The following is an 11,566-nucleotide window of genomic DNA, read 5'->3' on the forward strand; positions in this document are numbered from 1 at the left end:
CCTGGCCATCGTCGAAGAGCTGAACAAAATCGGCGGCCGCAACGGCGTCGGCCGAATCGACATGGTCGAAAATCGGTTCGTCGGCATGAAGAGCCGCGGCGTGTACGAAGCGCCCGGCATGACCATTTTGTACGACGCCCACCGCTACATCGAACAACTGACGATGGACCGCGACCTGATGCACCTCCGCGACCGGCTCTCGCCGGAAGTCGCCGAGATGGTGTATTACGGCTTCTGGTACCACGCCAAAATGGACGCGCTGATGGCCTTCATCCGCGACGCAGAGCGCCCCGTCACGGGCGAAGTGACGCTCGAGCTCTACAAGGGCAACATCATCCTCGCCGGCCGCTCGAGCCCCAACAGCCTCTACGACGAAGGAATCGCCACGATGGAAGGGGGCGGTTCTTACAACCAAACCGACGCCGAAGGTTTTTTACGGATCCAAGGCCTGCCGGGCCGCGTGCAAGGCCGAGTGACGCCGCGCAAGTTCTAGGGCCGCTTCGCGGCCGTGCCTGGTGCTTGGTTCTTGGTTCCTGGGCGAGGAGTTCGGAGCGGCGGAGCGGCGGCACTCCGAAAATCATCACGCTAAGCGCAACAGATATCGCCGACACGCGAAGACGATATTCGCAACCCGAAACATCGGTATTGCTGTAGTGCTAAAGTACCCTGGCCCTGCATTGCCGAAACACTGAAGTACGCCGGCTAAGCACCAAGCACGAAGAACAAAGCCCTCCTAAACTAAGAACCAAGAACTAAGAACCAAGAACCAAGAACAATGATTTGTCTGAATGTAATCCTGCAAGTCAAAGACCCGGCCGACGTCGCCAAGGTGCGGGGCCACCTGGTTGAACAGGGCAAACTCTCACGGGCCGAGCCGGGTTGCCTGCGGTTCGAGGTCTATCAATCGAACAACGACCCGGCGACGTTCATCCTCGTCGAACGCTGGGAATCGCAAGCGTCGGTCGACGAGCACCGCAAGGCGCACGCCTACACGCAAATCTACCAACCGCACGTCATTCCGCTGGTAAACCGCACGCCCCACCCGAGCACGCTGGTCGAGTAGTGTACTCATCACGCTCCCGCGCGATGTCTTCCCGTACGCCAACGGCGTACAGGCAGATAGCCTAGGGTTGGACCGTACTCGGTCCTACCCTAGGTAATGCATCGTATTGGCCTCTTACGCCAACGGCGTTACGGCAAATCAATTCGACCAAATCGCCTTCTCGACATAGCCGCTCCGTCCCGGGCCGGAAGGCGTTCCCCTCGCTCCGCCTTGCGACACCCTGGCCCGCTGTTTACTTCCATCGCGACGGCTTTGTACGGAACGACCTGGTGGATGAACGATGAGACTGGCTACTTGGAACCTTAGACGCCCCGGAAGTCCCACTTCGAAACGCGGAGTGGCTCTGCCTGCTCACCTGCGTGCTGATCACCGACACGATGGACGATCTGCGTCAGGTCGTGAAAATGCGCGACGGCCGGCTGGGGGCGGCGCCGCCGGGGGGGCGAGCATCGCCGACATCGACGCCCTGACGAAAACCACCGCGCCGCCGGCCGACGAGCCGATCGTCGCGGCGCTCGTGGAGCAGGTGCTCAACAGCGGATTCAAGATTCCCGCCACGGCGAAAGGGCAGCTCGGCCAGTACGACAAGAACGGCGACGGTCGGATGGATCGCGCCGAATTCGATGCCACGCCGGCGACGGTTCAAACCTTGATCCGCGAAACGGCCAAGAGCCACATTCGCGAAGAGCTGGGGCGGTTGAAGAAGTAACCGACAGGTCGAACGAGCCTGGTCGACGGCCTGGACTGATTTCCCTTTAAGCCGCGCTTTGTTGGTCGCGCTCCGAGACGCCAACGGCGTTCAATCCGAGCCGAGGAGTTTGAAGCCCGCAAAGCGGGGCACAATTCCATTAGCCCATGGGAGCAAGGCGGGCCGCCGAGCGATGAGCGACGGAGCAACCGTGATCGTCGACCGATGAGCGAGGGTGGGATCGAGGGCGGTAGTCTTCCTCTGGGCGCGGCCACCAAGCCCAACGCGGTAGTCCTTCCTTCTGGGCCAACGGCCACCGTACTCGACGCCAACCCCGGGAACCATTGCACACCAAACCTACTCCGCCCTCCCAGTAATCTGGGAGAGGGTCCGGGGGGTGAGGGGAATTCTTCGCATCTCGAATTTCGAATTCCGTTTGTAAGCTCGGCAAGACCCGACGAATCGACTCCCCGACCCGAATGCCCCGAAGTTAAGACGATGCTTGCACAACGCATTGCGGTCGCGTGGTCGCTGCTAGCACCATATGCAGGCTAACTTAGTGGCATTCACTCCCGACCCGTTATTTTCTCACGATCCTCCGAAATCGCCGCCCGCTACATGAAGTGGGCCACGACGTACTACGTCAAAAATGGCCATCCAACCGGCACGACAGAAGGGATAAAGGTTGCGCTACGGGTGCTTTGCAACTCGTACGGCCGAACGCAGGCCGCCGACTTCGGCCCCCTGTCTCTCGCGGCGTTGCAGTCGAAGATGATCCAACTCGGGATGAGCCGCGATACATCAACGACAACATCGATCGAATCCGCAGGCTTTTCAAATGGGCGGTTGCTCACGAGTTGATCCCTGTGACCGTACACCAAGCGTTGACCGCGGTTCCCGATTTGCGTCGAGGTCGTACCGCTGCGCGAGAAAACGAACCCGTGATGCCCGTATCTGACGCCGTCATCGAAGCGACGATTCCCTTTCTTCGCACCGTTGTTGCGGACATGGTTCGACTTCAGCGGCTGAGGGGATGTCGACCTGACGAAGTTTGCTGGCAGGTTCCGAATCCAAATGCGTCGTTTGATTAACGCTTAAGTGGTCTTGGTAAAAACATCGCCGGGAAGTTCTGAATGAGTCGTCGATCTCACGGACGAACCATTCGGAAGGAATCCCGGCGATGCACCAGCAACTTACCGAAGCCGATCGCGCCGTCCTAGCTCAGTTGCTCGAACTGAAGTATTCCAAGCAGAAGATCGCCTCTCGGCTGGGCGTTCACCGCTCGACGATCTTTCGCGAGCTGCGACGCAACACGGGCTCGCGCGGTTACGATCCGCAAGAGGCGCAGCAGCGCACCGACACGCGTCGTTGGGTTAATCGAACTCCGAAGATGCGGAACGCCCAGACGCTGAAATACGTGCAAGAACGTCTGCGGCAACAATGGTCGCCCGATCAGATCGCCGGCCGTTCCGAAATGGACTTTCCGCGGGATCCCAAGCGTCGAATCTCCCGGCAGACGATCTACACCTGGATCGACCGACAGAAGCGCGAGCGGCATCCCGAATGGCGGGGCTGTCTCCGGTTCGGCAAGCCTCGCCGCAGACGGCCTGAAGGGCGTTTACGCGGCGCCGTCTCGATCGACGGTCGACCCCACGTCGTCGACACGAGGCAGCGTTACGGCGACTGGGAGGGAGACACGATCGTCGGCCGGGATCGTCGCGGCGGCTTGGTGTCGCTGGTCGAACGTAAAAGCGGCTACACCTTGCTCAAGCGGGTCGACAATCTCAAGTCGCGCACCGTGTGCGACGCCCTGACGCTCAAGCTGAAGCGGCTCGATCCGCTGCTGCGCCGCACGGCCACATTTGACAACGGTAGTGAATTCGCCCAGCATGAAAGACTGGCCCAAGCCGCCGGCGTGAACATCTACTTCGCCAGGCCCTATGCCGCCTGGCAGCGCGGCACCAACGAGAACACCAACGGCTTGGTCCGGCAGTCCTACCCCAAGGGAACCGATCTGGCGGCGGAAAGCCATCGCGCGGTGGCCGCCGTCGAGAAACTGCTCAACGATCGTCCGCGAAAACGACTCGCTTATCGGACGCCTCGCGAAGTGATTACACAACACCTGGCGCACTACGGCGTCGCGTTTGGTTCTTGAACCTGCCGCTCGATGCGGCCCTGCAATGTCGACCGCTCTAGTGACGTCTGGGCTTACCGCCCGCAGTCACACAAAACTGAGCACCATGGACGCGAGCGAGTAATCTATATCGGTCCGAAAGGTCAGCAGCTTCTCACTCCGTACCTTGTTCGCGAAGACGTTGCATTCTGCTTCGCACCGGCTGAATCCGAGCAGTTGCGAAACTCCGAGCGTCGAGCCAATCGCCTGAGCCCGATGACGCCCAGCCAAGCAACGAGGTTGCGACGGGGTAATTCGCGCGGTTGGGCCGGTACCAGAGCGGGACCAGAATTCGATGATCCGATGACATGCAACGTTTAGGATCTTGTGCCGAAAGGCTGCAGGGTTCGAGTCCCCGAGCGACCACTCTCTTCTGACCTTCTCTTCTTTTCTTCGACCATTCTCCCTCCGATCAGACAACGACCGATTCCTCGTGCGACCGAATTGCTTGGCGTGGGCCGACAGCGTTTGGGGACGGATTGGGGACTACGAGTATCAAACGGCCGGTCGCGACCGCGGGCTGAACGCAAATCGTTGAACCGCGCCGGGGCGAAGTCTAAACTTTGTCCGTCAGTCTGCCGCGACGACTTCCGCATGCGGCCGACAGGCAATCTGCGCAGTAAGCCTCACCATGCCACTATCCACGACCGACCGCGTCATCCGGGTATTCGTCTCCTCCACGTTCCGCGACATGATGCAGGAACGCGATCTGTTGGTCAAAGAAGTCTTTCCGGCGCTGCGGCGACTCTGTGCGCGGCGGTTCGTCACGTTCACCGAGGTCGACCTCCGCTGGGGCATTACCGAAGAACAAGCTCAAGAGGGGCAGGTGCTCCCGTTGTGCTTGGCCGAGATCGAACGCAGTCGGCCGTACTTTATCGGTCTGCTCGGCGAGCGCTACGGTTGGACTTCCCATGAAACTCAGCCCGAGTTAATCGCACGGCAACCGTGGTTGCGTGAGCATCTTCTAGACCACACATCGGTCACCGAACTGGAAATTTTGCACGGCGTGCTACGCGATCCCTCGATGGATGGTCATGCCTATTTCTACTTTCGCGATCCGTCCTACCTCACGCGCCTCCCCCCCGAAGTGAACCCGGACGATTACCAAAGCGAGAATGACGAAGCCAAGACCAAGCTCGCCGCTTTGAAAAAAAGAATCCTGACCGCGCAGGATAACGGCACCTGCATATGCCAGGTCGATTATGCCGACCCACAAACCGTCGCGGGCTGGATTCTTGATGACTTTACCGCACTCATCAATCGCCTCTATCCGGAAGCTGAAGTTCTCGATCCGTTGGCACAAGAGCGTCTAGGACACGATGCCCATGCCAGAAACAAATTGTTCGCCTGTATTGATCGTCCACAGCATCAGGAAGCTCTACGGGCCTTCGCCGAGCGGACGGATCGTCAAGGGAAAGGGCTAGTTGTCACGGGCGACAGCGGCTGCGGCAAGACGGTGCTGTTCGCAGCCTGGGCCCACGATTGGGCCCAGAACCATCCGGATGATTTTCTCTTCCAGCATTACTTCGGCGCGTCCCCCTCCAGCACCTCGCCCGACGGTTTCGTGAGTCGCTTGCTGGGCGAGTTGAAACAGCGATTCGACGTTCCCGACGAGATTCCGGTCGGCTCCGACAAACTACGAGAGGCGCTCCCGCACTGGCTGGCGAAGGCGATCGGCAAAAGGCGGATCGTGCTTGTCCTCGACGGGCTCAATCAAGTGCAAGGGACCGACGTCGAACGGCGGTTGAACTTCTTGCCGAGCAGCTTTCCGCCGCACGTCACGGTGCTTGCCTCGTCGCTCCCCGGTCCGGCGCTCGATGCCCTCCGCGAGCGCGGTTGGAACGAACACCACCTGCTGTTGGCAGACCGGTCCGAGATCGACGCCATGGTCGGCGAATATTTCCGCATCCATTCCCGTCATGTCGACGTCGAAGGGCGTCCGCTCGATACAACGCTGAGGTGGCAATTGGTCGCGGCGCCCGGCTGCGAAAACCCGCTCTTCCTCCGTACACTACTGGAAGAGCTACGCCAGTTCGGCAGTTTCGAGAAACTTCCCGCGCGCGTTGCCCATTATCTGGAAGCCGACACTCCCCAGGCCCTTTTCCAGCGCGTGCTCATTCGCTGGCAGGAAGATTTCGACCGTCAGGACCAGCCCCGCGAACCGGGGAAACCTGGCCTCGTCCGCCGCGCTCTGATGCATTTGTGGGCGGCGCGTCAGGGGCTGTCGGAAGGCGAATGGCTCGATTTGTTGGGAACCGGCTACTCGCCGCTCCCGCGGGCCCATTGGTCGCCGTTGTTCTTGGCCTTGGAACCCCACCTCAGTCAACGCTCGGGCCTGTTCGCCTTCGGCCACGATTTTCTGCGGCAAGCAGTCGACACCGAATTCCTTAGTTCTCAAGAATCACGGGTAGCCGCCCACGTGGCGATGGCCAAGTACTTCGAGCAACACCTACACCAACAGGATATGAGCCAGCGAAAAGCGGCGGAATGGCCGTATCAGCGCCATGCCGCTGCAACGATACGCGGCATCGACGGTGACTCGCTTTGGAATCGCCTTGAAGGGTGTCTCACCGACGTACCTCTGTTCTTAGCACTCTACAACGCACAGTCCAAGTGGGAGCTAACGGCTTATTGGCAGCCATTGAGACGACTGAACCGCGACATGGCGGAGTGTTACTTGAAGACGGCTGATCGCCATGTGACGCACTACGAGCAAGGTCCAATGACTCTCGAAGGGGACGAATACTGCGCCTATTTTCTCGGCATGGTGGGCCGGTTCTTGTCGGACAACGGGCTCTTTTCGGCCGCACAGCCGCTGACAGAGCGGTCTCTGGCCGCCTGGGAACAGATTCGAGGACCGGAGCATCACAACACACTCGCGATCCGGACCACCTTGGCGTACTTGCTGGAAAGGCAAGGGGACTACGCTGGTGCCGAGCGTCACTTCCGTCGCTTGATGGCCATACAGGAATCAATAGCGGGATCGGATCGGTCCGCGCTGGCGAGTGCGATGAATAATCTAGCGAACTTCTTGACGACTACAAGTCAGCTTGATGAAGCGGTGACGCTCGCACGACGCGCTCTTGTCATCCAGGAGGAATGCTTTGGCCCGCAAAGCAAGGAAGTTCTTTCCCCCCTGAATAATCTCGCACACTTGCTGAAGGTCACCAACCGACTTTCCGAAGCCGAGCAGCTGACGCGTAGAGCGTTGAAAACTGCGCGAAACAAGCTCGGACAAGAAAGCGACATCTATCAGTGCGTGCTCAATAATTATTCGGGCATTCTGCTGACAGCCGGACGCTATGAGGAGGCTGATGTACGATATCGCGAGGCACTGGGCCTTGCTGAACGCATTTATGGGGTAAAGCATCCCCGTTATTCCGCCAGCGTGAACAATCTTGCCTGCTTGATGAAATCGCTAGGCCGGTTTGAAGAAGCCGAATCACTGCTCCGAAAAGCTCTGAAGATCGACGAGGAGTGCTTTGGCTCAGAGCATCCGACTGTCGCAACGCGCCTCAGCAACTTGGCGGGAGTTTTGCTTGCAACGAGCCGCACATCCGAAGCGGAGTCGTTGGTCCGACGAGCATTGCTGATCGATGAACGAAGTCGGGGGCCGGATCACCCAACAGTTGCTATCCGGATATGCAATCTCGCCGAAATACTCGGGAGCACGCAACGCATAGATGAAGGCGAGCAGATGGCACGCCGGGCGCTGGAAACTCTTGAGAAGGGGTTGGGGTCGGAGCATCCCGACGTCGCATGTTGTCTCGACAACCTAGGCGCCTTAATTCAAAAGACTGGCCGAGTCGACGAAGCCGAACTAGTAATGCGTCGGGCGATTGACATTAACGAGCGCAGCTTTGGAATGGAACATCCCAATGTCGCCGCCTCGCTCGGTAATCTAGCGACGCTATTGCAAGAAAACAATCGCACCGTCGAAGCCGAGCCACTGATTCGCCGGGCACTAAGAGTCCTAGAGAAGAGCGTCGGACCGAACCACCCCGACGTTGCTAGGCAATTGAACAACCTGGCGCAGTTGCTGATTAGCGCGGAACGTACTGAAGAAGCAGAGCCGATGATGCATCGGGCACTGAAGATCGCCGAAGGATGCCACGGCCCAGACCACCTAAATGTCGTCGCATATCTAAACAATATGGCCGGCTTGATGGAGAAGACCTGCCGGCCGCAGGAGGCGGAGCGGATATTGCGCCGCGCGCTGGCAATCGAGGAAGTAGCGTTTGGCTCCGACGCCCCGTCCCTTGCCCCTGCTCTCAACAAACTGGCGATGCTTCTGGCGAATCAGAAACAATACAAGGAAGCGGAAGTGCTGATGCTGCGTCAGGCGGAAATCTTGCTTCGCCTAACGCTTTCCGGCAAGAGTCATCCAGGTTGCACGACGGCACTGGAAAAATATGGGTATCTTCTCACTCTCAGGGGCTATTCAAAGAAAGATGTTCTTGCGAAGCTCGGTCAACTGTCGGAAGGTGTGCTCAGCAGATACGGAATTGGCGAGGCTCCGATGTCGAAGAAGAAGTCATGGTGGAGATTCTGGAAGTAAGTTCTCGCACGCGAGCTCCCTGCCACGCCAATTGATTAATTGATTAACTCGATCTCTTGCGAGGAGCATATTGTCACTTCCAGAATTGCCACCATCGCTTCTTGTCGGATAGACCGGAAGCCTGACATTTAACGTTTTGTTGCTCACGTGTCCGATCCAGATCGTCGTTCATACGTCGTTTCATTTCAAATCCGACTCTGAGCCATTCTTCCACTTGTTGCTCGGAGGCGTCCAGAAACAGTTCGGTTGGATCCTCCGACTCCGACGCCATTGATCGCTGGACAAAATCCGGACAAGAGAACAGTGCATCCAACTCTTCCGGCGTAAACGATCTACGAGCCATGTTAGGTCCTTTTTAGATCGAATCGTGTAACGCGTCTGAAAATGTCGGATGCCGGAGGACTCACTAAACCTCGCATAGCTTTCGTCGTAGGCCATTCTTCATCAACAGTCGCGTGCGGCACTGGGAATCGCAAGTGTCGAGCTAGCGCTGCGATGCAAGGTGAAATGTGGGGATGACGTGTAGCCCGCGAGAATATTCGAGGTCGATCTGCCACGCGTCTGATCACCCGGGACGTCTGAAAGTCAGCTTCGTATATTGCACGACAATTTTCGCTTGCGAAGCCCGTCGGCAACGATGACAAGCTACACAAACGGCTGACGGCAATCTGCTGGAGTCATGATTCTCGCACGTCGTCTATGGCAAACATAGATGATTTTTGTGGCCGTGCCGCTTTTGCTCGGCGTGACAGCCCCGCGGCGTATTGAAGCCGATGTTTCGGGTGAGACTCAGGGCTGGCGCTGTCATTTAGCAGCTTAAAACCGGCCACTCGTCAGCGCGCCCCCCACCAGGTTTGGTCGGCCGGGTTATGAGGTTGAATAATCGCTCGAATTGTCACGATTCGCAAGCACCGACCTATTCTTCGGCGGGCTTTTCCGAGCCGCCTTTGGGCTTCCTTTTCGCATTCGACCCGGTCGGCAGGTTGGCCGGTTTGAATCTTCTGCGCCGATGTTTTCGGCTGCCGCCAGATTTCGCAGACGGTAGCTTTTGCCGGTGATCTGGATGATCGCGGCGTGATGCAGGAAGCGGTCGAGAATGGCCGTGGCGCTGGGCACGTCGCCGATCAGCTTGCCCCAGTCCTCCAGCGGCCTGTTGCTGGTCATCATCGTGTTCTTGGTCTCGTACCGCCGCATGATGATCTCGAACAGCACCTCGCCGATCTGGCGAGGCAGGTTCTTCATTCCCATGTCATCGATGATCAACAGATCGGGCTTGAGGTAGCGGGCCAGGACTTTCTCTTGGCCGGCGACCGCTTCGTCGAGCAGGAAGTCGCGGACGACGTCGAAGATCGAGCGGTAGGGCACGATCAGGCCCTGCTTGATCGCCAGATTGCCGATTGCTTGAGCAAAGAACGACTTGCCCGTGCCGGGCGGCCCGAGGAACAACACGTCGCGAGCCTCGCGGACGAAGCGACAAGTGGCCAAGTCGAAGAGTTGTTTGCGCGGGATCGACGGTTGAACGACCAGTCGAAGTTGTCGAGCGCTTTCAGATCGCGGAACTGGGCCGCCTTCACGCGGCGAGCGATCTGCCGCCCGTCGCGGACCAATAGTTCGTCCTGGAGGATCAGCTCCAGGAACTCGATATGACTCAGTTGATGGCCGGCCGCCTCTTGCAGCGGACGTCCAAGGTCTCGTTGAGCCGGACCCCGTACACGTGCTGATGGAGATCGGCGGTAGTCCAAGTGCGCGGCGGCAGGTCGACGTAGACCACGAACTGCGTCCCGTCGTACTGAGACGGGCGCACTCTCGGAAGTTGTTGTGCCATTGATGCGAACTCCGCCGCCGTGACCGAAAGTGACTCAATCGCTTGCAGTGCGGTAAGGCATTACCGCAATTCTGGGGTCGATGAAAACCAGAAAAGGTGACGGCCACCGATTCTAGGGCGGCAAGGTCCAAGTCAAAGATTCCAAAGCCGAAAGCCGGCCTCCGAATCCGTGCGCAAAGCGATCAGCAAAAGGCTGGTCGAATGTGGCGGCTGACGAGCCGATAACGCGGGCGAGTTCGCGCACCGTGAGATGACGGAGGGGGGATCGAGCAACGGTGGGTGATGAAAACCTTTCTGGGAGGCGAGGTTGTTAGATCGGAATTAGATTGCGCATTGTCAGAATTTGTTGCCCAGGCAGGTGTGATTTCCGGAGTGCCCCAGCCTTAGCTTCTCAACTTTGGGACGGAATCGAGGCGTTGCGTTGTTCGGCTACCGCCTTCGGCCTTTCCCCTCGCTCATCGCTCGGCGGCCTCAGTTGCTCCCGCGCCGGGGCTCCGGAGAGATTCTTCTTGTTTTCGATTCTAGGGGTTGGCTCGAGTACGGCGGCCTTCGGTCCAGAGGGAAGGACTACCGCCTTCGGACTTCATCCTCGCTATCGCTCGGCGTCCTCAGTTGCTCCCACTGGCTAATGGAGTGGCGCCGCTCCGCGGCTCCGGAACACTGCCCTCGTCATTTCGGGAGCGGGGGCTTTTCCTTTTCCGGTCGTTTCAAGATGTGCAGTCGCACCCTGGTTCCTGGCGGCGGGACGAACGACGTCGGACGAGGGAGATTGCCGTACACGAAGCAGCGGGTGAACCGCAGGCCGTCGAGCTTGTAGATGCCGTGGACTCCCCCTTGGTACCTGGCTTTCACGCCGGCGTCCTCGCCGACGTAGACCACGTCGAACTGCTTGGGACTCGTTCTTTGGTTGAGCGTAATCCGCAGGTCCGTCGTCCCCAGCATGCCGTTTCGGCCGATCGTCATCACGCCGTTGGTGATCGTCCAGGTGTCCGGCGCAGTCGCCAGGTCTACCGCCACGCCCCCCTCTTGGACCGATTCCATCCGCCACTGGCCTTCAATCTGGGTCTGATCGTCGGCGATTCCGACACCGGGCTGTGGGGGAAGGAGTGTGCACGCCAGACAGAGCCAAATCATGGTCGAGTCCTCGCCGCGACGAGTCCGTCGGGAAACGGAACAGTTACGACACGATCGGAAAAAGACCCGGAAAACGGGCCGGCCGACCATTCTAAGGCCTGGCCGAGAAAACGCCTCCTCTTCCC

The 11,566-nt window shown here is 59.0% G+C and carries 10 protein-coding genes; 5 read left to right on the plus strand and 5 right to left on the minus strand.

Annotation, left to right across the window (positions count from 1 at the left end):
• From SGJ19_19570 to SGJ19_19590, 5 genes are all read left to right on the plus strand, one after another.
• The coding region (locus tag SGJ19_19570; GenBank protein ID MDZ4782451.1) for an argininosuccinate synthase at positions 1–493 on the plus strand (493 nt) is incomplete at its 5' end.
• Between the two features lie 282 nt (positions 494–775).
• Positions 776–1,063: a putative quinol monooxygenase gene (locus SGJ19_19575; GenBank protein ID MDZ4782452.1), complete on the plus strand. Its 288-nt coding sequence runs from the start codon at positions 776–778 to the stop codon at positions 1,061–1,063.
• Positions 1,064–1,400: 337 nt separating this feature from the next.
• Positions 1,401–1,772, plus strand: a complete 372-nt coding sequence (locus tag SGJ19_19580; protein MDZ4782453.1) for a hypothetical protein — start codon at positions 1,401–1,403, stop codon at positions 1,770–1,772.
• A gap of 1,159 nt (positions 1,773–2,931) precedes the next feature.
• Positions 2,932–3,906 (plus strand): IS30 family transposase, encoded by a 975-nt coding sequence (locus tag SGJ19_19585; GenBank protein MDZ4782454.1) that lies wholly within the window; start codon positions 2,932–2,934, stop codon positions 3,904–3,906.
• Between the two features lie 649 nt (positions 3,907–4,555).
• Positions 4,556–8,482 (plus strand): tetratricopeptide repeat protein, encoded by a 3,927-nt coding sequence (locus SGJ19_19590; GenBank protein MDZ4782455.1) that lies wholly within the window; start codon positions 4,556–4,558, stop codon positions 8,480–8,482.
• Positions 8,483–8,555: 73 nt separating this feature from the next.
• Here the strand turns inward: SGJ19_19590 and SGJ19_19595 are convergent, their stop codons facing one another.
• The 5 genes from SGJ19_19595 to SGJ19_19615 all read right to left on the minus strand — a co-directional run bounded on the left by SGJ19_19595 (position 8,556) and on the right by SGJ19_19615 (position 11,441).
• Positions 8,556–8,825 carry a hypothetical protein gene (locus tag SGJ19_19595; GenBank protein MDZ4782456.1) on the minus strand — a complete coding sequence of 90 codons (270 nt, stop codon included), beginning with the start codon at positions 8,823–8,825 and terminating at the stop codon, positions 8,556–8,558.
• 524 nt (positions 8,826–9,349) lie between these two features.
• Positions 9,350–9,967 (minus strand): ATP-binding protein, encoded by a 618-nt coding sequence (locus SGJ19_19600; GenBank protein ID MDZ4782457.1) that lies wholly within the window; start codon positions 9,965–9,967, stop codon positions 9,350–9,352.
• A complete protein-coding gene (locus tag SGJ19_19605) occupies positions 9,850–10,158 on the minus strand; it encodes an ATP-binding protein (protein MDZ4782458.1) in 309 nt (102 codons plus the stop codon). The genes SGJ19_19600 and SGJ19_19605 overlap by 118 nt, the downstream gene beginning before the upstream one ends.
• Positions 10,131–10,307, minus strand: a complete 177-nt coding sequence (locus tag SGJ19_19610) for a hypothetical protein (GenBank protein ID MDZ4782459.1) — start codon at positions 10,305–10,307, stop codon at positions 10,131–10,133. The genes SGJ19_19605 and SGJ19_19610 overlap by 28 nt, the downstream gene beginning before the upstream one ends.
• 669 nt (positions 10,308–10,976) lie before the next feature.
• Positions 10,977–11,441, minus strand: coding sequence for a TIGR03067 domain-containing protein (locus tag SGJ19_19615; protein ID MDZ4782460.1), 465 nt, complete (start codon positions 11,439–11,441; stop codon positions 10,977–10,979).
• Positions 11,442–11,566 lie beyond the last annotated feature (125 nt).

The organism is Planctomycetia bacterium (genome assembly GCA_034440135.1).
Lineage (GTDB): Bacteria > Planctomycetota > Planctomycetia > Pirellulales > JALHLM01 > JALHLM01.

Excerpts from the sequence above, each read along its gene's own strand:
- SGJ19_19615 (MDZ4782460.1), bottom strand. The coding sequence starts at position 11,441 with ATGATTTGGCTCTGTCTGGCGTGCACACTCCTTCCCCCACAGCCCGGT.
- SGJ19_19595 (MDZ4782456.1), bottom strand. The coding sequence starts at position 8,825 with ATGGCTCGTAGATCGTTTACGCCGGAAGAGTTGGATGCACTGTTCTCT.
- SGJ19_19610 (MDZ4782459.1), bottom strand. The coding sequence starts at position 10,307 with ATGGCACAACAACTTCCGAGAGTGCGCCCGTCTCAGTACGACGGGACG.
- SGJ19_19575 (MDZ4782452.1), top strand. The coding sequence starts at position 776 with ATGATTTGTCTGAATGTAATCCTGCAAGTCAAAGACCCGGCCGACGTC.
- SGJ19_19585 (MDZ4782454.1), top strand. The coding sequence starts at position 2,932 with ATGCACCAGCAACTTACCGAAGCCGATCGCGCCGTCCTAGCTCAGTTG.
- SGJ19_19590 (MDZ4782455.1), top strand. The coding sequence starts at position 4,556 with ATGCCACTATCCACGACCGACCGCGTCATCCGGGTATTCGTCTCCTCC.